This window comes from Capnocytophaga sp. oral taxon 335 str. F0486, assembly GCF_000277665.1.
In the GTDB taxonomy this organism is placed as follows: domain Bacteria; phylum Bacteroidota; class Bacteroidia; order Flavobacteriales; family Flavobacteriaceae; genus Capnocytophaga; species Capnocytophaga ochracea.
This window is the reverse complement of record NZ_AKFR01000038.1, coordinates 21,973-45,396: the sequence shown is the minus strand read 5'-3', so window position 1 is coordinate 45,396 and position 23,424 is coordinate 21,973. Positions and strand designations below refer to the sequence as shown.

13 protein-coding genes are annotated in these 23,424 nt (G+C 41.2%); 7 read left to right on the top strand and 6 right to left on the bottom strand.

From position 1 onward, the window contains the following. The 7 genes from HMPREF1320_RS10430 (at position 1) to HMPREF1320_RS10400 (ending at position 16,802) form a co-directional block, all read left to right on the top strand. Positions 1-2,319 (top strand): penicillin-binding protein 1A, encoded by a 2,319-nt coding sequence (locus HMPREF1320_RS10430; protein ID WP_009409916.1) that lies wholly within the window; start codon positions 1-3, stop codon positions 2,317-2,319. 927 nt (positions 2,320-3,246) lie between these two features. After that, complete coding sequence (locus HMPREF1320_RS10425) at positions 3,247-6,312, top strand: SusC/RagA family TonB-linked outer membrane protein (protein ID WP_009751619.1); 3,066 nt, start codon at positions 3,247-3,249, stop codon at positions 6,310-6,312. A gap of 12 nt (positions 6,313-6,324) precedes the next feature. After that, complete coding sequence (locus HMPREF1320_RS10420) at positions 6,325-8,130, top strand: RagB/SusD family nutrient uptake outer membrane protein (RefSeq protein ID WP_009751620.1); 1,806 nt, start codon at positions 6,325-6,327, stop codon at positions 8,128-8,130. 1 nt (position 8,131) lies between these two features. Then, on the top strand, positions 8,132-9,232 hold the full coding sequence (locus HMPREF1320_RS10415) for a DUF5017 domain-containing protein (RefSeq protein ID WP_009751645.1): 1,101 nt from the start codon (positions 8,132-8,134) through the stop codon (positions 9,230-9,232). 284 nt (positions 9,233-9,516) lie between these two features. Next, positions 9,517-13,647, top strand: a complete 4,131-nt coding sequence (locus HMPREF1320_RS10410; RefSeq protein WP_034554577.1) for a response regulator — start codon at positions 9,517-9,519, stop codon at positions 13,645-13,647. A 60-nt stretch (positions 13,648-13,707) separates the two neighbouring features. After that, positions 13,708-15,291, top strand: a complete 1,584-nt coding sequence (locus HMPREF1320_RS10405) for a glycoside hydrolase family 31 protein (RefSeq protein WP_009751626.1) — start codon at positions 13,708-13,710, stop codon at positions 15,289-15,291. Positions 15,292-15,320: 29 nt separating this feature from the next. Further along, positions 15,321-16,802: a DUF4832 domain-containing protein gene (locus HMPREF1320_RS10400; protein WP_009751606.1), complete on the top strand. Its 1,482-nt coding sequence runs from the start codon at positions 15,321-15,323 to the stop codon at positions 16,800-16,802. Between the two features lie 751 nt (positions 16,803-17,553). Here HMPREF1320_RS10400 and rpmA read toward each other — a convergent pair. The 6 genes from rpmA to HMPREF1320_RS10370 form a co-directional block, all read right to left on the bottom strand. After that, positions 17,554-17,814, bottom strand: a complete 261-nt coding sequence (rpmA, locus tag HMPREF1320_RS10395) for a 50S ribosomal protein L27 (RefSeq protein ID WP_002670844.1) — start codon at positions 17,812-17,814, stop codon at positions 17,554-17,556. Between the two features lie 27 nt (positions 17,815-17,841). Beyond that, positions 17,842-18,468: a 50S ribosomal protein L21 gene (rplU, locus tag HMPREF1320_RS10390; protein ID WP_009418644.1), complete on the bottom strand. Its 627-nt coding sequence runs from the start codon at positions 18,466-18,468 to the stop codon at positions 17,842-17,844. A 133-nt stretch (positions 18,469-18,601) separates the two neighbouring features. After that, on the bottom strand, positions 18,602-19,636 hold the full coding sequence (gene cydB, locus HMPREF1320_RS10385; protein WP_009751643.1) for a cytochrome d ubiquinol oxidase subunit II: 1,035 nt from the start codon (positions 19,634-19,636) through the stop codon (positions 18,602-18,604). 12 nt (positions 19,637-19,648) lie between these two features. Beyond that, a complete protein-coding gene (locus tag HMPREF1320_RS10380; RefSeq protein ID WP_009418633.1) occupies positions 19,649-20,995 on the bottom strand; it encodes a cytochrome ubiquinol oxidase subunit I in 1,347 nt (448 codons plus the stop codon). 267 nt (positions 20,996-21,262) lie between these two features. Then, positions 21,263-22,750 carry an LptF/LptG family permease gene (locus tag HMPREF1320_RS10375; RefSeq protein ID WP_009751622.1) on the bottom strand — a complete coding sequence of 496 codons (1,488 nt, stop codon included), beginning with the start codon at positions 22,748-22,750 and terminating at the stop codon, positions 21,263-21,265. Further along, on the bottom strand, positions 22,751-23,398 hold the full coding sequence (locus tag HMPREF1320_RS10370) for a LolA family protein (RefSeq protein WP_002670855.1): 648 nt from the start codon (positions 23,396-23,398) through the stop codon (positions 22,751-22,753). It lies immediately after the preceding gene. Between the last annotated feature and the right edge of the window lie 26 nt (positions 23,399-23,424).

Sequence of the window (23,424 nt, the reverse complement as noted above, 5' to 3'; positions counted from 1 at the left end):
ATGAAAAAAACAAACGACACAGAAAACAATAGTCAAACCAAAAAGGGTATAAGCCCCGTCGTAAAATGGTTTTGGTATATCTTTGCTGGTGGAATTGTAGCAATTATGTTGCTGTTCTTATCAGCGTCTTTGGGACTATTAGGCGAGATGCCTGACTTCAAACACTTAGAAAATCCCGAAACCAATTTAGCTACCGAAATAATTACCGCCGATGGTAAATCCTTAGGAAAATTCTATTTAGACGAGAATCGTACCCCTATTAAGTTTAAAGATTTGCCCAAATCATTAGTCGATGCGCTTATTGCTACCGAGGACGAACGCTTTTACGAGCATTCAGGCATCGATGTACGTGGCACCTTGCGCGCAATGTTTTTCTTCGGTAGCAGAGGAGGAGCTTCAACTATTACCCAACAGTTGGCTAAACAGCTCTTCCATAAAGAAAAGAAAAGAGGCTTAGGGCGTTATACTCAAAAGATAAAAGAATGGGTCATTGCTACTCGTCTCGAGAAACAATATACCAAAGAAGAAATATTGGCAATGTACTTTAATGTCTACGACTTTAATAACAATGCCGATGGTATACGCTCTGCTGCCAAAATTTACTTCGATAAAGAACCTAAAAACCTCAAGATAGAAGAGGGGGCAATGCTAGTCGGAATGTTTAAAAACTCCGCTCTTTATAATCCAGTGAAAAATAAAGTAGGCGTCACCAATAGGCGTAATGTAGTACTTGCCCAAATGGCAAAGAACAACTACATTACTCAAGAGGAAAAAGACTCTCTACAAAAACTGCCTTTAAAAATTAAATTCACTCCTGAGAGCCATAACGACGGCTTGGCTACCTATTTCCGCGAATACTTGCGCACTTATATGAAAACTTGGATTGAAAACAATCCTAAGCCAGACGGTACCAAGCACAACTTATACCTCGATGGACTAAAAGTCTACACTACTATCGATTCTAAAATGCAAGCCTATGCTGAGGCTGCCGTTAAAGCTCATATGCAACGACTACAAAAGGCTTTCGACGCCGAAAATAACCCTAAAAAGAACCCTATGTTCCCTTTCGTGAAGGTCTCAAAAGATGAGTACGCAGCCCTAATTGAAAAGGCGATGAAAAACTCTAATCGCTGGGCTCACTTAAAGTATTTAGGCTATTCCGAAAAGGAAATCCGCGACTCTTTCTATAAAAAGACCGATATGCGCGTATTCAGTTGGAAAGGTGAGAAAGACACTGTAATGACCCCTCGCGATTCTATACTGTATTACAAGGCTTTTTTGCGCACAGGAATGATGTCTATGGAACCCCAAACAGGGCATATCAAGGCTTGGGTTGGTGGTATTAACTACAAACATTTCCAGTACGACCAAGTCATACAAGGAGCTCGCCAAACTGGGTCTACCTTCAAACCTTTTGTTTATGCCACAGCTATTGACCAGCTCCACTATTCTCCTTGTTTAGAGCTGCCCGATATACAAACTTGTGTAGAAGCTCATAAATATGGTAACCTGCAAGCGTGGTGTCCGCGTAACTCCACAGGTAACTTTACCGGTAAGATGATGACTCTCAAATATGCATTAGCAAACTCCGTAAACTCTATTACGGTGAATTTAATGGATAAAGTAGGTCCTCTTCCTGTCATTAACTTAGTGAAAAAGTTAGGAATTACTTCCAATATGCCTCAAGCTCCTTCCATCGCCTTAGGTACTGCCGATGCCACTGTTTTCCAAATGGTAGGTGCTTACGGTACTTTTGCCAATGAAGGCGTATATGTAAAACCGGTACTGATTACCCGTATTGAAGATAAAAACGGTACAGTACTCTTCGAAAATACTCCTGAAACTCACGATGTAGTAAATGCCGAAGTAGCTCGCGCCGTAGTAAATCTTTTGGAAGGTGTTACTCGCTACGGTTCAGGGGCGAGATTACGCACCAAAGGAGCTGATAGTTACAACGCTGTATATAAAAATGTGATGACTGGCTATCCTTACCAATTTACCAATGCCATAGCTGGTAAAACCGGTACCACCCAAAACAACAGCGATGGTTGGTTTGTCGCAATGGTGCCTAATCTTGTAACAGGCGTATGGGTAGGAGGCGAAGACCGTGCAGTACACTTCCGTAGTATGGCTTATGGACAAGGGGCTACAATGGCTCTACCTATTTGGGGATACTATATGAAAAAGTGTTATGCCGATGCTGACTTAGCTGTTTCCAAAGCTGCATTCCCTGCTCCTCAGAATGTACAAATCCAAATAGATTGTAGCAAGGAGAAAGAAGAAGACTCTGGAGAAGACGATACCTCTATCGATTTTTAATCATTAAATATATTAAAAAATGGGATACCTTCGCTTTTGCGTTGGTATCCCCTTTTTTTTTTTTGCATTGATAAATACAACCGAACTTTCTTTTTATCCCTATCTTAGCTTTAACTTACCTTCACTTTTTCTTCGTCTTTTGTTCATCATTTGTTCATCATTTGTTCATCATTTGTTCGTCTTTTCTTCGTCTTTTCTTCGTCTTTTCTTCGTCTTTTCTTCGTCTTTTCTTCGTCTTTTCTTCGTTGTAGAGCCACTGAAGACCCACTGTAGAGCCACTATAGAGCCACTCATTGTTCGTTCTTTGTTCGTTCTTTGTTCGTCTTTTCTATAAGCTCTCTAAATCTACATTATTTAATTCTCCCGCCCCCATTTGCTAATTTGCTAATTAACTCATTTACTAATTTTATCTGCCTGTGTGGCTCGCACCGTCATTTCTTCCCTTCTCCGTCGCTACATTCCCCCTTTTCCGTCATACTCCCCCCTATTGCCTATGACCTAAGGCCTATTACCTATTCCTCTTTCTTTCGCCTCGAAACCTCATTTTTAGCACTTTTTAATCGTTGTATTATGGTATTAATCAACTACTTATATACCCTTTCTATACCAATCGTCCAAGATTCGTATAAGCTTCCTATAAGCTCTCTATAAGCTAACCCAAGCTCTTTTCAACCAAAAAACACTTTTACCGATTACTTATAATTCCTTTTTATTTCCTTTTAAAAAGCCCTTGTGCTTCTATTCTGTATATTTTTCGTAACATAAATACTACGATATTTCTTACGTTGAGCTCACGTTAACTTATTGATTACTTACGTTTTTACCAGAAAAATAACTTTTAGTAAAGAAAAATGTACAATAAGTAAAGTGCTTTTTGTTAAGTATTCCTTAATTTTGTCCCAAAGAAAAAACTTTAAATTTTATATAATGAAAAGCATCATTAGCATTTGTATTTTGCTGTTCAGTATCCCAATGCTGGCGCAAAAAGTAACTATTACGGGGGTAGTTACCGATGAAAACAAACAACCCCTCCCTGGTGCAAGCGTTGCTGTAGAGCACGCACATTCAGGTACGGCTACTGATTTTGAAGGGCGTTTCTCCCTAAGTGTAGCGCCTACCGATAAAATAGTAGTGAGCTTTATGGGCTATCGCTCTAAAACCATAGCCGTAGGTAAAACACGTACTTTCAATGTATCTCTCGAACCTGAGGTCACTCAGATTGATGAGGTAGTGCTTGTAGGGTACGGTACACAGCGCAAAAGCGATATCTCTACAGCAGTAGCTTCGGTGAAGATGGCAGATATTGCCCAAAGCAGTCCGTCGCAGGTATTGCAAGCGTTGCAAGGTAAAGTGAGTGGGGTGCAAATCATCTCTTCCGATGGTTCTGCTTCCAGCGGACTCACATTTAGAATTCGCGGAGTGAACTCCATTACAGGAGGTACGCAACCGCTCTTTGTTATTGATGGGGTGCCTATGCCTACCCAAAGGGTAACCAACACCAATGAAGATGTGGCTACCAATCCGCTACTCAGTTTAAACCCTAACGACATTGAGTCAATGGAAATCCTTAAAGATGCCGCAGCGGCAGCTATCTACGGGTCTAACGGTTCTAATGGGGTAGTGCTTATCACCACCAAAAAAGGTAAAGAACTCGCTAAACCTAAATTTAACTTCAGTTATGCAAGTTCTATTGAAATGATGCCTAATATCCCTTTGAAGGTGCTCAGTGCTGAAGATTACGCTCACAAAATGCTCGATTATGGCACTTGGGGCAATCAACCTCAAATAGACTTTTGGCAACGAATGATTGCCGAAAAAGGCTGGAATCACCCTGCCGTAAAAGATTGGCTGAAAGAAGTTACCCAAACAGGTACCAAAAACGAAGCTAACGGTAGTATCACGGGTGGTACCGACCAAACCCGCTATATGCTTTCAGTGGGCTATCTGAACCAAGAAGGACTTATCAAACGTTCTGCTTTCAATCGCTTTACTTCACGTCTCAACCTCTCTCAGAAGATTAACGATAAGATGAATGCAGGTATCAACCTCTCTTATGCCGTTTCTAAGGATAAAAATCCCGTAAGCGATTGGTCTCAAAATGGAGTGGTTCTCAAAGCTTTGCAAACTTCTCCTTTCTTAGACTACCCTGGTTTTGGTACCCTAATGAGCTATCCTAATATTCGTACGATGAGCCCTAAGGTAGCGGTAGACCAAGTGGATATCAATACCAAATACAACGAGCTCAACGCCAATGTATACCTCAGCTATCAACTGCTTAAAGATTTGACTTTCAACACCAGTGCTTCTTACCGTTTACACACTATTGGTCAAGACCGTTTTTGGGGACCTGACACTTGGTTCGGACAGTCAGAACGCGGACGTATGGAACTCTCTCATCGCAATGAGAACAGCTGGGTATATGAAGCCCGTTTGCAATACTCTAAGAGCATCAATAAGCACTATTTTTCTATAATGGGTGCTTTTGAAGCCAATAAGTATTGGACAGATTATACTTACAATAAGTCTACCAACTTCGAGGATACCAAACAAGGTATTTGGGGTATCAACCAAGGGTTAGTAACCTATGCGCCTTTGTACACTTATGATGGTAACCAATTGGTATCGTACATCAGTAGGGCTACTTATAGTTATAACAACAAGTATGTACTCAACGCTTCTTTGCGTGCCGATGGTTCTTCTAAATTTGGTAAGAATAACAAATACGGTTATTTCCCTGCCGTTTCTTTGGCTTGGAATGCTCACGAAGAAGACTTTATCAAGAAAATAGAAGCTATTTCCAATTTGCGTTTGCGCGGTAGTTTTGGTATGACAGGTAACAATCAAATCCCATCTTACCAGTCTTTAGCACAACTTGCTAAAAACAAAGTGGTATTGGACGGTAACAAAGTAGAAATCGGTCGTTATACCAGCAATATTGCTAACGACAACCTCAAATGGGAAAGCCAAAAGCAATACAATATCGGTTTAGATTTGTCCTTTCTCAAAAACCGTTACACCCTTTCTACTGAATTGTATTACAAACGCATAGACGATATGCTTTTGGAAGTGAATATCCCTTCTACTTCGGGATTCCAAAAAGCGTGGAAGAATGCAGGTTCAATGGAAAACAAAGGTCTCGAAGTGAGCTTCAATGCACAATGGTTGCGTGAAGGCGATTTCAAATGGACAACCGATTTCAATATTTCTTTCTACCGAAACAAAATCCTTTCATTAGACGAAGGTCAGTATCAACAATTCTACGATCGTGGCATCAACTCCAAAATCAAAAGTGATGTGCTCTTGCGCGTAGGTATGCCAGTAGGTATTTACTACGGTTATGTAGCCGATGGTGTATTCCACAACCAAAACGAAGTGGATAATGCACAACCAGGGCCTAACGTAGCTTTAGGCGGTTTGCGTGTGAAAGACATCAACCACGATGGTGTAATCGACACTAACGACCGTGTGCCCGTAGCCGATGTAAACCCATTGCACACAGGTGGTATAGGTAACACTTTCTCATATAAAGGTTGGGAACTGTACGCTTTCTTGCGTTGGTCGTATGGCAACGATGTAGTAAACGGTAATGCTTACTACCTCACAGGCACTAAGAATATCGACAATATCACACAAAGCGTTTATAATAACGTGTGGTCGGAAGCACACCCCGACCGTAACTTCCCGCTCTTTGGAGGTGGTTTCTGGGCTGAAAACGCTTTCCGTAGCGACTTGGTAGAAGACGGTTCTTTCTTGCGTTTGCAAACTGTTACTCTTAGTTACAACTTGCCTAAAGAAGTGTTAGAGCCTTACAAACTTAACAAATTGCGTGTAGGCGTTACCGGTACCAATCTTGCACTTTGGACGCGCTATTCAGGATTTGACCCCGAAGCTAATACGGGCTATGGAACTATTGCCCGCTTAGCCCCAGGTCTCGATATGAGTCCGTATCCACGACCCACATCGGTTTTATTCTCAGTAGAAGTTGGTTTTTAAAAGATATAGATTATGAAATTACATATTACCACCATTATAGCAATAGGGGCAAGTCTTGGGCTTAGCAGTTGTGGCAAGTTCTTGGAAGAAACCCCCAAGAGCACCCCTACATCTCAATTTTTCTATGAAAATGAATTGGATGCTCGCCAAGCGATGAACGGTACTTACCGTTACCTTACCGATGTATATGTTACAGGGCACGGTACCAAACAAATCAGTACCGACCTTGCCAAACGTGCCGATTGGGACGAAGGGGGAGGCTTGCGCAACTACAAGTTTGGACCTGACAACGATTATATCACCCAAATGTGGCAACAACATTATGCAGCCATTAAGAACTGCAACTGGGTAATCGATAATGTAACCGAACACCAAGATCGCATCAATAACTGGGAACGCTATGTAGCCGAAGCTCGTGGTGTGCGCGCTTACTTGTACTTCGATTTGGTGCGTTGGTTTGGCGATGTGCCTTTGGTACTAAAAGAAACCCAATCACTCAACGACCTCAAAGTATCTCGTACCCCACAAAAGCAAGTGTTTGAGCAAATCATTGCCGATTTTACTTACTCGATGGCTCACGTAGCCGAAAAAGGCGATACAGGCAATGGTTACCAATACGGACGTATTACCAAAGATGCTTGTCGCGGTTTCTTGGCTAAAGTACACTTGTGGCTTGCCTCAGTAGCACAACGCGACGGACGTGAAGTGCTTGGTTCGGCTACTGAAAATTACACCAAAGCAATGAACTATGCCAAAGAGGTCATACAAGGCGGTCGCTACCAATTAGTAGAATACTATCCCGATGTATTCAACGCTAAAACCAAAATAAGCGAAGCTCCAAAAGAAGTTATTTGGTGCGTACAAGGTCTTACAGGTGACGATACCGGTACCCTCACAGGAATGCTTTACGGAATGAGAGGGAATGAAAACTTAGGAGGTTCGTGGGATAACATTTCCAGTTCCGATTACCACCGTATGATTTATGAACCCTCCGACTCTATTCGCCGGTTGTGGAACTGCCCACGTGTGCAAGTACTCGACAATGGTAAGTTATGGGGTTGGGACTACAATATTTACAAAGATACCCGTGTAGACCAACCTCTTAGTAAGGCTACCGAAAACAATAACTGGGTGATGTGGAGTATCGGTAAGTTCCGCCGTTTCCCACTAGCTGATACCTCTTCGTATAACTACAAGAACTTTGGTATGGATGAACCGTTACTTCGCTTTGCTGATGTACTCCTCATCTATGCAGAGGCTTATAACGAGGTAAACCATTCACCTGGGGCTTACACACCCTCGTCTTCTTTAACAATGAATGGCACCAACGTGCAAAGCGCTTACGATGCGGTGAATTTAGTGCGCAAACGCGCTCGTATCTCTAACAAAGCAGGCGGACGCATCGTACACCGCGATGTATTGCCTCGTGATTTGGATAAAACTCATATCAACGATGTAAACACCGTAGTACCCGATTGGAAAACCTCCTCTTATGGTTATGACTATGCAGGTACTGCTATGTGGACAGCTAAACATTACAGCGATGATTATACCGCTTTCCGCACTGAAATCTTAAATGAACGGGCTCGCGAGCTTGTAGGAGAAACCACCGACCGCTGGTGTGACCTCGTACGCCGTGGCATTTTGGTACAAGCTTTCCAAAACTGGCGTATCAACAATCCGTTTATCAGTGGGGAGGAACGCCGTATTCCAGCACCTGCTGCGCCTGAGAATGTTCGCCCTTATCACCAGCTATTACCTATTCCGCTTAGCGAATTGGACGCAAATAAGAATTTAACTCAAAATCCTGGATATTAAAATGAAAACATATATATTACTCATTAGCAGTTTGCTACTCACGGCTTTGGGTGCTTGTACTAAGGATAAACCTGAAGACGTAGACCTATCAGTAACAGCTGATAAAACCCAAGTAAGGGTAGGCGAACCCGTAACTTTTACTATTCATCACAATGTAAATGCCTTGGCTATTTACACCGGTGATGAAGGACACGATTACCAAAAGAGTATAGACAATGTACTCAAAGGGAAGACTTCTGAGGAATTACAAGGTAAAAACTATCGCCCTACCGACCCTGATGTGAAACCTTACAAAGTAGACTTTACTTCTACACAAGTAGGGAGCACTACTTTAGCCAATGGCGCTTTTGAAGTGCGCAACGCCAATAGCGGTGATAACTTAGTTGGCAGTCAAGCCGAAGTAGTAACCGATGCTACCATAGGTAAAAATGTAGTGAAAGTGAATGCCAAACACCCTAACTGGTGGTATGAAGCTTTGCGCCTTAATGTAAACACCAAAGTAGGAAGTGACAAGAAGATGACTTTACGAATGAAGTTTGCGACAACTACTTTGAAAAGTACTAACGACCAAAGCGAACACCCCGAAGAAACAAAGTTCCCTATCGTGATATTCTTAGGAGGAATTGCTGAAGGAGAAACAGCAGTCACTTTCAAAAAAGAAACCGTTTGGGATTTATTTGTAGAACCCAAAACTGAGTATACCGATTACACTTTTGATATTGGTCGTACCATTTCAGCGTGGGAAAGTGCTGTAAACAAAAAAATGGCAACGCTTTCTTATATTCAGATTCTGTTTACTACCGTGGGTGCTGGCATTGGCTATATAGGCGATTATTTTGTTGAATCGGCTAACTTTGGAGCTATTGACTATAAGGCTTTCGATACAGGAAAAGGTATTACCATTACCGATGATTCTGGGGTAACCAAATACACTCATACGTATGACAAAGCAGGAACTTATGAGGTAGTGGTAGTGGGCAGTAGCAGTGGTTTTAAAAGCTATTCAAAAGACGGCTATAAAACTGATGTAGGAACTGTAAGTGCTGACGAGTACAAGTACAACACTGAATACCGCACTATCAAAATTACGGTAACCCCATAGGATAGTGATGAGGTGTAATCTGTACGAATAGGGTAAAGAAAAGACGAAGAAGAGGTGAACGAAGAGTGGCTCTACAGTGGCTCTACAGTGGCTCTACAGTGGCTCTACAACGAACAAAAGACGAACAAAAGACGAAGGAATGACGAACAAAAGACGAATCTACGATGAAGGTAAGGCGAATCTAAGATGAAGAAATGAAGGTTACTTATCAGTTTTTAGATTTGGGTATTTTGAGCTTTTGATAAGGATTTTATATCTTTGCCCTCTAAATGAAATTTTGACAAATGAACAGAACGATAAAGCTCCTGCGAATCCTGCTGTTGTGGTATTTTCTCTTTCCTATCGCTTTCACAGAAGAGTTGGTGGTGAGAATTCAAGCGCAAGAAACTTTCCTTTTCCACCATCTTACGCGCAATGAAGGTCTGTTACACGACAACGTTACTTGCATTGCTCAGGATTCGTTGGGCTTTATTTGGTTAGGCACCCACAGAGGGCTGAACCGTTTCGATGGCTATACTCTTGATGCCTACAAGTACGAGCAAGACCCTATCAACTCGGTGTACTACAACCGTGTGTACAGCTTGCAACCTATGGGGCGTTACCTTTGGGTAGCTACCGAAGCAGGGGTAGCTTGTTTTGATATTCGGCTGAAACAGTTTGTCAATTTCAAAATAGACGACCCTCTTGATTTGGCTTTCTATACCAAAGTAAAACTCTTACAAAAAGGCACAAATAATGAACTTTGGCTTTTGAGTGAAAACCAAATTAGGCGTGCTAAAGTAGTATGGAATCAGCGCGAGAAGACACTTACGCTAAAAACATTGCCTATTGGCTCTGCCTCACAACTCACTACTTCGCAACTCAATCCGCAAATAGCGGTGAGTGAAAAAGGAGAAGTGTGGCTTTCGGGGTTCCCTTGGTTATCGGCTTACGTTCCTGACAAGGGCACACTAAAAGCCCTACCTGAAAAGGTGAACAACATAGGTTCGGGTATCGTAAAGATGCTCTATACCGATGGCTATTTGTGGGTGATTTACCGAGATAGCTTAGTGAAGTACGCCTGTAAGCCCGATAACACCTATACGATAGTCGCTAAAAAGGAATTTGACCTAAACAAACATTTGCTTTCTCTTACACTGAGCGGTCAATACGTGTGGGTAGTGAATGAAGAAAGTATCTTTCAGTTGGATAAAAACAGTCTTTCTCTGCTGAAAGAACACAGTCACTCGCCTTTGAATCCGTATTCGGCAAGCAATCATATCAACAGTGTGTTCTTAGACAAAGAGAGCAATTTGTGGGTATCGGCTTGGTCTAATGGCGTATCGTACAGCAGTACGCGCGATGCGTTCTTCAAGACGGTATGGATAAAACCCCAGAGCAAAGTGGGTTCGGAGTTTGTAAGCACGATGCACTACGACCCCGATGGCTATGTGTATATAGGCAATAAGTTCGGAGGAGTGATTAGGTTTCACACCCAGAGCCAGCAGTTAGACGAGCATTATTGCAATGCTCCTGAGCTTTCGCCTAACGTTACGAGTATTCAGAGCGATAAAGCACACTTGTACGTATCGGTTCGCGAACGGGTATGGGTGATAGACAAGCAAAGCCGACGCATTATCGGTTCGTTTGCAACACAGTGCAACGATTATATATTTGATATCAAGCTCGATACCTTTCACCGTTTGTGGATTACTACCTATTCAGGATTGGAGTGCTTTGAAGAGCAAAAAGGACAATGGCAAAACGTCTACACCTTTACCGAAACAACGCCTGAACCTCGTAGGTTATCTACTAACAAGCTCCACAAAATATATGTGGATAAAGCTAAGAACGAACTTGTGATAACCTCGGTAATGGGCTTAAACAGATTGCAACTCAATGCCAAAGGCGAGGTAGTGCGTGTGCTCAAATACGTTGCCGACGCTAAAACCTCGCACAGCCTGAGTAGTAATTATCTTTGGGCAATTGATAAAGACAAAGATACTTATTGGATAGGCACTATGGGTAGCGGACTAAACAAGGTGATTCTCACTGATAACGCTAATGGCAAACTCACTTATACTGCCGAACATTACGGTATAGAAGAAGGGGCAACCTCTAACGATATTGAAAGTGTGGAAGTAGATGCTTTTGGCAATGTGTGGTGTGGAGGCTTTTACTTGAGTTTCTTTGATACAAAACTAAAACGTTTTGCCGCTTTCAGCAATAACGATGGCTTGCAAGGACACAGTTTCGGGACGGCTTCCTCTTGCAAAGATGCTGAGGGGAATCTGTACTTTGGAGGCTCACACGGCTTTAACTATTTCAAACCACAAGCGCAGATGTTTTCGTCAGCTCACCTAAGAGTACATTTTAGCAGGTTTGAAAACAACGGCAAGATAGTCAATTCGTGTATAGAGTTTACCGATGCGCTTTCGATAGCGTACCCGAACAACGATTTTTCGGTGTACTTCACCACTTTGTCTTACAATGCACCTCAGCGGTTGCGTTACCGTTATAAATTAGAGGATTACGACACTGATTGGCATTATATAGCCGTGAATGACCCTGCCCCACACGCTACTTACCAAAAGCTCCCTTATGGCACTTACAAACTATTAGTAGAGGTAGGCGATTGGCAACAGTGGAGCGGAGCGCAGACCGAGCTTACAGTGGTCTCCAAGCCTCCTTTTTGGCTTACGTGGTGGGCATACACCCTCTATGCATTTGCCCTTGCAGGCTTGCTGTACATAGGTTTCAGGTACTTTATGCGATGGACGCAAATGAAACATACCATAGCTGTACAAGAGGAAAAAGAGCGACATAAAGAAGAGCTAATGCAGATGAAAATGCAGTTCTTTACAGACGTCTCACACGAGTTCCGCACACCACTTACCCTAATGAGCCACGCAGTAACTGAAATGGAAGAGGAAATGCCTTCCAATAAGTATGTGCATACCCTCAAACGCAATACGGGTAAGCTCAGTAATATGGTGAACGAACTGCTTGAAATACACCGTATGGACGTGTATACACCTCAGCTAAAAGCCAATTACATTTCGGCAAACAGCTATGTGCAAGCCATTTACAACGAGTTTAAGGAGTGGGCAAGCAAAGTGGCTATAACGTTGCAATTAACACTACCTGAACAAGAAGTAAAGTTGTGGTTAGATGAGAAGTATTTTAGCAAGATACTTTCGAATATTCTTTCCAATGCTATTAGGTACTCCAATGCGGGAAGCACTATACGCTTATCGATTTCGGTAGAGAATTTGAGCGAGCTCACACCGCTCTACAAGAGCGCCTTTGAGAACACTGCGCATACCTTGCCAGGCAAACAGTTGGTGGTAAAAGTGCAAGATGAAGGCATAGGGTTGGAGAAGAATGCCTTATCCGAAATCTTTGAACGCTTTCACCGTGTAGAGGGACAAGGACAAAAAAGAGTAGGTTCGGGCATCGGGCTTTCTTTGGTAAAATCATTAGTTGAAGCGCATCGCGGTGGAATTATTATTAGCAGTAAGCCCAATGTAGGTACCGAAGTCATCATCACCTTCCCTATGGACGATAGTTACTTATTGCCCGAACAGAAGTTACAGGACAGTGCTTTTCAGCTGAAAGAATACTTATCGGACTATGCGGTTGAGTATGAACACATAGGCGAAGAAGAGGACGAAATGTTAAATTTGCCTCAAGAAGATAAACCTACCTTGCTTTTAGTAGACGACAATCACGAGGTACTGATGATACTCAAAAACATCTTTATCAAAGAGTACAACATCATTCTCGCCTCCGACGGCGAACAAGCGATTGAGAAGTGTAATCAGCATTTTCCTAATTTGGTCATATCGGATGTGATGATGCCTAAAATTGATGGCTTTGAGCTTTGTGCTATCCTGAAAAAGAACCTGCAAACTTGCTTTATTCCTGTGATATTGCTCACGGCGAAATCGCAAATAGAGTCACAAATAGAAGGAATTGAGTTAGGTGCTGATGCCTACCTTACGAAACCTTTTGATGTGAAACTGCTCAAAACCAATGTGCGCAACTTGCTCAACAAGAGCAAACAACACGCTCCTATTGAGAATATTCGTCAGAAGGTGATTGATAAAAAACAACAAGAACAGTTAGACAAGCTCACTCACTTGGTAGTGACCAATATGCAAAACCCACATTTCTCGGTAGATAACCTCTGCCTTGAACTCGGTATGAACCGCACTAAGTTGTACAGCTTTGCCAAACAAGCTACCGAGCTTACCTTGGCGAACTACATTCGCAAAATACGCTTAGACAAGGCTGCCGAACTGCTCAAAACTACTGATAAACTCATCAGTGAAGTGTGCTACGAAGTAGGAATCGATAGTCCGTCGTATTTCACAAGAGCTTTTAAAGAACAATTTGGGGTATCACCCTCAGAATTTATTTCAGGTAAGAGATAAGAGATAAGAGGTAAAAAGTTAACGGCTAAGAACTAATAACTAACGACTAAAAACATACAAATGAAAAGAATATTTGCTTTTATTACTTTGTGCAGTTCGCTATGGGCGAGTGCACAACAGCCCACTGAAATCACCCTACTACCCAATGAACAATGGTGGGGTGGCTTTACGGGCGTAGGCAAAGAGATGCCTTACCAACCATCGGAGCGTATTTACAACTTGCGCACCGAGAATTTTAACAACCAATCAGTGCCCTTTCTGTACTCTAATCAAGGGCGTTATATCGCTTCGGAAGCTCCTTTTGCTTACCAATTTAAAGACGGAAAGATACTTATCACTCCTTCACGGGCTGAGGTGGGTTGCCACACAGCAGGTACTACCCTCAAAAGCGCCTATCAGGCAGTGAGTAAACAATATTTTCCGCCTTCAGGGGTAATTCCCCCCGAAGTGTTCTTTACCAAACCACAATACAACACTTGGATAGAACTTATTTACAATCAGAATGAAAAGGACGTTTTAGTCTACGCCAAAGCCATTCTGGATAACGGAATGCCAACGGGAGTAATAATGATTGATGACAACTGGCAAAAAGACTATGGCGTATGGCAATTCCGCCCCGATAAGTTCCCTACGCCTAAGGAAATGATAAACCAGCTCCACCAAATGGGCTTCAAAGTAATGGTATGGGTATGCCCGTTTGTATCGCCCGATAGCCAAGAGTACCGCTTTTTGCGTGACAAAGGCTATTTAGTGAAGAAAAAAGGAGCTGACACCCCTGCTATCCTCGATTGGTGGAATGGGCTCAGCGCTTGCTACGACCTCAGCAATCCCGAAGCCTTTGCCTACTTTGTGAATATGCTTAAAGACCTACAAAAAGAATACGGCATCGATGGATTTAAGTTTGATGCAGGTGACCCAGAGCGCTATTTGGCGGAAGATGTAGAGGTTTTCGACCAAAAATCTTACGATACTGAACAAACCTATCTCTGGGGTAAATTAGGTTTAGAATTCCCTTACAACGAGTTCCGCGCTTGCTGGAAATTGGGCGGACAGGCTTTGGTACAACGTTTGGGTGACAAGAGTTACTCTTGGGACGGTGTAGCCCGTTTAGTCCCCGATATGATAGCCGCAGGACTCAACGGTTATGCATTTGCTTGCCCTGATATGATAGGCGGAGGGGAATACGGCAGTTTCTTGAATGTAGACCCTACTAAGTTCAATCAGAAACTCATCGTGCGCTCTTGCCAAATACATTCGATGATGCCTATGATGCAATTCTCAGTAGCTCCTTGGCGCATTCTATCGAAAGAGAATTTGGCTATCTGTATCAAATATGCCAAATGGCACGAACAATTAGGCGACTATATCATAGCCGAAGCTAAAAAATCGGCACAAACAGGAGAACCTATTGTGCGCAGTATGGAGTATGCTTTTCCTCATCAGGGTTTCGCTAATTGCAAAGACCAATATATGCTGGGCGATAAGTATTTAGTAGCCCCTGTAATGACCGAAAGCGATATTCGCACGGTAAAACTCCCCAAAGGCACTTGGCAAGATGAACAAGGCAAAAAGTACAAAGGAGGCAAAGCATACACCCTAAAAGTACCTTTGGAGCGATTACCTTATTTTGTAAAGATTAAGTAATAAATTATGCATTGTAAACTTAAAATCCTATGAAAAAATATCTTTTAACATTTTTTGTTTTACTAACCACCATAATCTCTTGCCAAAGCAAAGAAGATGACGTTAACAATGGAGGAGGTACACAGTCACCTACTACCAAAACCTCTACTACTACGTCTACTACCACCCCTATACCACCCGTTACGCCCCCAGCAGTTCCTTCTCTCAATCAGACAGTGAGATATGAAGGTACTAATGAGGTGTTTTTAAATCCTGAAAGAGGTTTTTTAACCCATCAAGACCAAGGGGAAGGTGATTGGACACTTAATGTAGATTGGGTGAGACAGAAGCGAAATCAGGAGGGGATAAGTCTTATTCTCACGATTTATTATATGAATAACTTTCGAGAGAAAGATATTCCGGAGTACTTTTTAAATCGGATTCGGAATAATATGCGAGTCATTCGCGAAGGAGGCTCTAAGGTGGTTTTACGCTTTGCTTATTCAAAAGACCAAGGTGATTATTACAATGGTAGAGGAGATACCTCGTGGTATTGGACGGAAAGACACCTTAACCAATTGGCACCGATAATTCGTGAAAATGCTGATATCATAGCTGTATGGGAAGCAGGTTTTGTGGGTGTTTGGGGCGAATGGTATTACACCAATCATTACGGCTTTGAACCCCAAGAAAATGCAGGAGCTTATGAAGCCCGCAGAAAGGTATTAGCAAAAGAATTGAGCATTTTACCTAAGGACAGAATGGTGTGTGTGCGCTACCCAATGGCAAAGATATTTACCCAAAACATCAATGTGCACACGAATCTTACAGAGGGAAATGCTTATAATGGCAGTGACTTATCACGCATAGGCTTCCATAACGATTGCTTTTTAGCTGATGCTCCTAATATGGGTACTTATCCTAATGAAAACTACCGCAAGTATATGGAGCGGGAGACCCAGTATGTGGTGATGGGCGGAGAGACTTGCACCTCGCCTAATAGTTTTACAGAATGTAGCAATGCTTTAAGAGAAATGGCTTTGTACCATTGGAGTTATATTAATATGGACTTTCACGAGGGTACTATTAATAGTTGGAAAAACAGATGTATGGACGATATGAAAAGAAAATTAGGCTATCGTTTTGCACTTAATTACAGTAAATTTACGGGTAACCCTGTGCCTGGAGGACGTTTGCAAATAGAGCTTGAACTCAAAAATGAGGGCTTTGCTTCGCCGTATAATCGTCGTGATGTGCAGATTGTTTTAGTGAGAAAAGGCACTTCGGAAAAACAAGTATTTAAACTCAATGACGACCCTCGACGTTGGTTTGCAGGTAAGACTGTGAAAGTGAAAGCAGATATTACTTTACCTCAACATCTTTCCAAAGGGCTTTATGACATTTATTTGAATTTACCAGACCCTTACCAAAGTCTTGCTCATCGTCCGGAATACAGCATTCGTTTGGCTAACAAAGGCATATGGGAAGCTCAAACAGGTTATAACAAACTCAATACGATTACGATACAGTAAAGATTAGGATAATAGAAACAGAAGAAAAAGGTCAGCAAAACTCTTTTTGCTGACCTTTTTTAATAATATAACGTGAGTTCAATGTAAGAAAAGTGTAGCTTACGCTACAGAAATCTTACAAATCTTTAAAAAATCAAACAAATAGGCAGCAAACTGCCTGAAAGTCTTACACGGATAGTCTTTCAATTGACAATTGATAATTGATAATTGACAAATGTGATATGCACGGATTGGCAACTTCGTTGCTGGATTTCACAGGTTATGACACAAATACTATTGTAAATCAATATTGTGCATATCGAACTGACATTAACATAATACCAGAAATACTGATGGGCGATGGAAGGTCGGAGTCTTCGTAAGGAAACGGAAGATTTCAGAAGAGGCTGGAATGCAATTTTGATAAAAAAAGGTTATTAGGAGGATATGCTTAGCTTATAGAGAGCTTATAGGAAGCTTATACGAATCTTGGAAGATTGGTATAGAAAGGGTGTATAAGTAATTGGTAATGAATAGTTAAAGATGGTGAGAAAACACTAATTTTGAGGGAAATAAAACGAAGGGAAAACAAAGTTAATCAGAGGGTAAAACAAGATAAGAAAGATGATGCCTCTTTTTTTGATTTTGTTTTTGACCCGCGTACTAATATAGACCCTAAATACACTATCATAGTAGAATAAGATGGTATTATTTACAAAAAAAGCCTTTGGAGTTCCAAAGGCTTTTTTTGTTGTAACATTAAAAAACTTTATTATGATTCTAATGGAATAACAGAAACAAATGATTTGTTATCTCTCTTCTTTTCGAACTTAACGATACCATCGATTTTAGCGTGCAAAGTATGGTCTTTACCAATATACACATTCTCGCCAGCATTGTGTTGAGTTCCGCGTTGTCTAACAATAATGTTTCCTGCGATGGCAACTTGTCCACCGAAAATTTTAACACCTAAGCGTTTAGAGTGAGATTCTCTACCGTTCTTAGAACTACCGACACCTTTTTTGTGAGCCATTTTTTCTTAGATTTTTAGGTTTAACAATTATTTTACGATACCACCGTTCAACTCGTCTTGCCATTTTTTAAGTTCGTCCCATTTGCCGTCAGCGGCTAATTGAGCTTGAGCTGCCCAAGTTTGAGGGTCTAAGTGTGCCAAGGTTGAACTTGTTTCTGATAGAATGGTTTTGATTTCTTCAGCTGATTTCTTAGCTAATTTAGCAAAGGTGTCTACCCCTGCTGCTACTAAGGCTTCTGCTGCTTTAGGCCCAATACCTTCTATCTTTTTCAAATCATCAGCTTTTGCTGACTTAACAGGAGCTTTTTCTGTCTTAGGTTTTGCTTGGGTACTTTTAGCACCACTTGCAACGATGTTCTCAATTACAATTTGCGTAAGGAACTGACGGTGTCCGTTCTTAACTTTGTAACCTTTACGTCTTTTCTTTTTGAACACGAGCACTTTGTCACCTTTCAAATGTTTCAAAACCTTTGCTTCTACGGAAGCTCCATTTATAGCTGGGGCGCCTACGGTGATGGTTCCGTTGTTATCTAAAAGGAGTACGTTATTAAACGCTACTTTCTCTCCCTCTTGATTAGGCAAACGGTGAACAAACACTTTTTGGTCTTTGCTAACTTTAAATTGTTGCCCTGCTATCTCTACAATTGCATACATAGCTTTGTTATTTAATAATGGTTTAAATCGGGCGCAAAAGTACGAATTATTTTTTACCTACCAAAATAAAAGAGAGAAAAAGTTTTAAAACCTTTTCTCTCTTTCTTATTTTATAGCGCCTATAAGGCTTGTATTAATAACTGTTTTCATCAATCTCTACTTTGCCCCAGAATACTTTGTAGGCGAAATAAGTGTAGAGAAGCAATAACGGCGCCCCTATCGCAGTAATAGTGAGCATAATCTTTAATGATTTTTGAGAAGCTGCTGCGTTGTATACGGTAATGCTATTGCCTGTTTCTAAAGTAGTTCTCAAGAAAGTAGGGTGCAAATTCAGTGCTGCTACCACCATAAAGAAAACGATGGTGAGAATAGTACCCACAAAAGCCTTTTTATAGTCTTTTTTCTTCATAAAGAAAGCTACGCTTAAGATGCTGAGGAGCAATAACGCAGGGAATACTTTCAGTGCAGTGTTATTAGCAATATTTTCAGCTAAATGAGGAGTGAGCATACTGTAAATCGCTACTGCTGTAAACACTACCAAAAAGCCGAGGTATGCATAGTTAATGCGTTTCTCGATGCGGTGGTGCATATCTCCGTGAGTTTTGAGAAGCAAATACAAACCTCCGTGTACCATAAAGAGCAAGAGTGTCATTACACCTACAAGTAATGCATAAGGGGTAAGGAAAGTAAAAAGCGCTCCTCCGGTGTACTGAAAGTTCTCGTCTAACGGAAGCCCTTGTAGTACATTGGCTATTACCACGCCTAAGAGCACAGGCAATACGATGCTACACACGCTATATACGGTATCCCAAGTGTTGCGCCAACGGTCGCTGTCCTCTTTGCCGCGTACCTCAATAGCTACCGCTCTAAAAATAATAAAGGTGAGGAAAAGCATAAAAGGCGTGTTCATAGCCGAAAACAATTCGGCATACATTAGTGGGAAACCAGCGAAAATACCTGCTCCCCCAATTACTAACCACGCTTCATTACCGTCCCATACTGGTCCGATAGCGTTTAGAGCTACACGGCGTTCTTTTTTCTTATCGAAGAACAAATGCCACGCTCCAGCGCCGAAGTCAAAGCCGTCTAAAATAGCATAGCCTGTAATCAAAAATCCTATAATGATGAACCACCACGTAGGGTAGTCGATTCCTAAAAATGTTTCCATATCTGTATAATGTTATGCTGTTTGTAATTGTTCTTGAGTTTCGTGTTCATCTATACCGTGAACGATTTTCTTGTTCATCAAGTAGATGAATAGAGCGAAGAGGATGATATAAATAACAGTAAATAAGATAATCGCAAAGAGTATTTGGTTAGCCGATACCGATTTAGAAAGGGCTTCGCTCGTGCGCAAGAGTTTGTACACTATCCAAGGCTGGCGACCCATTTCGGCTGCAAACCAACCTACTTGATTACCTATTTGTGGCAATAGTACACTCCATACGAAAATGTGCAAGAGCCAACGTTTGTTGTATAATTTGCCTCTCCACAATAGGAAAGAAGCGTAGAGAGTGAGTGCGATGAGAAACATACCAATAGCTACCATTATATGATAGAATTGGAATACAGCATTCACTTGTCCTGGACGGTCTTCCACTGGATATTGGTCAAGACCTGTTACAGGAGCATCGCCGTCAAAATGCACCATATACGAAAGCCCCTTAGGAATACTCAACCCGTGAGTTTCCTCATTCTTTTTATCTACCCAACCAATAATGTAAGCATCGCCAGAGCCTGTTTTGAAGTGCCCTTCCATAGCAGCTAATTTCTCAGGCTGGTTTTTAGCTACACCATCAGCTGAGCTGTGTCCTGAAACCAATTGCAACAAGCACACAATGGTACCGATGATAAGAGTTACTTTAAAGGCTTTTTTAGAGATTTCTACGTGGCGCCCTTTGAGTAAATACCAAGCGTGAACGCTCAATACCAAGAAGATACCAGCCAAGAAAGCTCCTTGCCACACGTGCCATATACGGTCTATGCTCGAAGGATTGAACACCATCGCCCAAAAGTCGGTGATTACGGCTTTGGCTTGCATACCTTCACCTGCAATTACATAACCTGCGGGGGTTTGTTGCCAGCTGTTGGCTATTACTATCCAGATAGCAGAACACATAGAACCTAAGAACACCCCAAGGGTAGCCAAGAAGTGCCATATAGGCTTTACTTTGTTCCAACCGAAAAGTACAATACCAAGGCAGGTACTCTCTAAAGCGAAAGCAAAAACACCCTCAGCCGCCAAAGCACTACCGAAGATATCACCTACATAACGCGAATAGGTAGCCCAGTTGGTACCAAATTCAAATTCCATTACAATCCCTGTAGCGACTCCTAAGCCAAAGGTAAGTGAAAAGATGCGCGTCCAGAAGCGGGCGAGCGTGTCGTACTCTTTTTTACCAGTGCGTAGGTAGATACCTTTAAAGGCTACCATTAGTAGTCCAAGCCCTATACTTAAAGGCGGATAGATGTAATGGAAAGCAATCGTCAGTGCGAACTGCACCCGTGCTAAAATTTCTGTCTCCATATGTCGAGTAATTTAATTAGTGAAATATGCGACAAAAGTACACTATATGAGTAATATACCAAAAGAAAAGTAGAAAACGGATATTAATTTATATTACATCTAAATAATATAGCTCTTTCTCTACTCTCATACCTAACTTATCGCTAGCTTTACCTCTGATGATTGGTTTTATCATTTTTTTTCGGTATTGTGATATTATAAAAAATCAATGGATACTCAATCCTCTGAATATCCATTGATGAACTTATAATTAGATATTATCGATTTTTACTTGTTCTTTTTAATTTTCCCTTTTATTTCTTTCACTTTGTCTTCTACAAATCGCATTAGTTTATTGGTAATAGGGAAATTGAACACTTCTTTATCAGTAGTAACCCTTGTAGTGAGATAAATACCCAAAGGCAGAAGTATCAAAGCGGGTATCCACGGTGCTAAGGCTGGGTTAATTGTGTTGTTCTCAGCTATATTTTTCATAAACATTCCTATAAAATAATAAGCTAAGAACAGTATCATTGCTATTACCAAAGGCATTCCAATCCCTCCTTTGCGAATGAAAGCTCCTAAAGGTGCCGCTACGAAAAAGAGCACAAAACAAGCTACCGTAAGAGCAAACTTATCGCTGAGATTTAAAATGTGTAAGTTCATTAGCTTATAGCGATATTCAAGGTCGCTTTGCCGGAACTCCACATTGTCTAACTGAGCTTGGTTGGTATTGATAGCCATATCAAGTACCATTGATTTTTGTGTGTTGTTCAGTTTGTTAAAGAGCTCTCTCACCGAAGTAATCTCCTTAGCAGGTTTAGGTTTCTCTTGTTTTTTAACTTCGGAAGAAAGAGATGTAGAAGGAGCTACTGAGAAACCTGTACGGCGAAACATATTATTGCCATAGTCAGTAATATTCTGCTTGAAATCGGTGCGGAGTGAGTCGATAGCGTAATTAAGCTGTCCTACATTCATCATACGATAGGTAGTAGCATCGGTTTTCTCGTTAAAATCTACATTGTTCAAATGCGAAAGATCAAGATTAATAACGTATTTTTTAAAGTACACTTTGGCAAAAGGTACTTTTTGTTGGGCTTCGTAAGAGTTGGTTTTAATATCCTCGTAATAAGTCCCGTCTTCCAAAATAAGCTGTAAGAAGTTGCTATTAGTCTTAGAACTCTTGAGTTCTCCTCGCTTGGCATTGATTACAGTGCGATTTACTTTATCGGGAGTCTTTTTGTGAATGAGCACATTCTCTAAAAACTCGTCATTATCACCTCTTTTTTTCCCTACTTTTATGCTTATATCTTCCCCTATGTTAGAGAATACTCCTTCGGCTATAGCCATAGCAGGCTTCACTTTGGCAATGTTCGATCTAAGGGTGTACACCTCGCGATAAGCTACTGGAATTACATTATTGGCTAAAAAGAAAGTGCCTAAACTCAGTAATGCCATCAGTATAATCAGCGGACGCATTACGCGCATTAGCGAAATACCTGAGGCTTTCATCGCAGCAAACTCATAGTTTTCAGCAAATGCCCCAAAGGTCATAATAGAAGCTATTACCACTGCCAAGGGCATAATGATAGGGATAAGTTGCGGAATAAAATAGATTAGAAATTTGAATATAATCCATAACTCCAAACCACGCCCCGCTAGCTCATCAATGTATGTAAAGATTGTGTGGAATACAAAGATAAGAACAAGTATAGAGAGTGCTCCTAAAAAGTTAGTAAGGAACTGAGTGATAATGTAGCGGTCTAATATCTTCATCTATAATTCACTGATAGTATAGCCGTCTTTTTTGTACTTCTCGCGGTCGAATTTAAAGATATTGTTCGAAATAGGCTGGTTTGTTTTAAAAGTATTCACTGTGATAGTGGTTTTAGTACCGTTCTTTCCTATTTCAATAAGGTTGTAGATGTGTTTAGTTTGTATATCTATCCCCAACAGAATTTGCTTTACATCAGTATTAGCTTTCTGCGGTTTTAGCTCTACATATTGTATTTTGCGCCCACGCACATTTTGCTGTATATCCCATTTGTACTTATAACCTTTCTTATAGAAGGTAAGCATTTTTGAAGGAGTAATGGCATTGTCGTCATTGGCGTTTTTCTCTATGGTTACTTCTTCATTCTCGGGTACTATGGTATAGGTCTTATGACCATCGTATATTTTAGTAGCCCCCAGATAATTCAGCACATACTTGTTTTTGGCAATGGTTACATTACCTTTGGTTTCCTGATTGATATTCTCAGCAATATTATCGAGGTTATACTTAAAATCTATATAGATATTATTGTAAGCAACCATCTTGTTGTACACTTCGTCCAATAGCTTTTTTGCCTTGTCTACTTGCTGGCTATGTGCCTGAAATACGCCTAAAAATAAAGCAAAAGCTACAATAAATATTCTTCTCATTTCTAGTGTTTTTAATGATTTTGTCT

What these genes read in the sequence shown, in the direction of transcription:
- HMPREF1320_RS10375 (WP_009751622.1), bottom strand. Translation starts at nt 22,750, where the DNA reads ATGAAGATATTAGACCGCTACATTATCACTCAGTTCCTTACTAACTTT.
- HMPREF1320_RS10420 (WP_009751620.1), top strand. Translation starts at nt 6,325, where the DNA reads ATGAAATTACATATTACCACCATTATAGCAATAGGGGCAAGTCTTGGG.
- rplU (WP_009418644.1), bottom strand. Translation starts at nt 18,468, where the DNA reads ATGTATGCAATTGTAGAGATAGCAGGGCAACAATTTAAAGTTAGCAAA.
- HMPREF1320_RS10430 (WP_009409916.1), top strand. Translation starts at nt 1, where the DNA reads ATGAAAAAAACAAACGACACAGAAAACAATAGTCAAACCAAAAAGGGT.
- cydB (WP_009751643.1), bottom strand. Translation starts at nt 19,636, where the DNA reads ATGGAAACATTTTTAGGAATCGACTACCCTACGTGGTGGTTCATCATT.
- HMPREF1320_RS10370 (WP_002670855.1), bottom strand. Translation starts at nt 23,398, where the DNA reads ATGAGAAGAATATTTATTGTAGCTTTTGCTTTATTTTTAGGCGTATTT.
- HMPREF1320_RS10380 (WP_009418633.1), bottom strand. Translation starts at nt 20,995, where the DNA reads ATGGAGACAGAAATTTTAGCACGGGTGCAGTTCGCACTGACGATTGCT.
- HMPREF1320_RS10425 (WP_009751619.1), top strand. Translation starts at nt 3,247, where the DNA reads ATGAAAAGCATCATTAGCATTTGTATTTTGCTGTTCAGTATCCCAATG.
- HMPREF1320_RS10410 (WP_034554577.1), top strand. Translation starts at nt 9,517, where the DNA reads ATGAACAGAACGATAAAGCTCCTGCGAATCCTGCTGTTGTGGTATTTT.
- HMPREF1320_RS10415 (WP_009751645.1), top strand. Translation starts at nt 8,132, where the DNA reads ATGAAAACATATATATTACTCATTAGCAGTTTGCTACTCACGGCTTTG.
- HMPREF1320_RS10400 (WP_009751606.1), top strand. Translation starts at nt 15,321, where the DNA reads ATGAAAAAATATCTTTTAACATTTTTTGTTTTACTAACCACCATAATC.
- HMPREF1320_RS10405 (WP_009751626.1), top strand. Translation starts at nt 13,708, where the DNA reads ATGAAAAGAATATTTGCTTTTATTACTTTGTGCAGTTCGCTATGGGCG.
- rpmA (WP_002670844.1), bottom strand. Translation starts at nt 17,814, where the DNA reads ATGGCTCACAAAAAAGGTGTCGGTAGTTCTAAGAACGGTAGAGAATCT.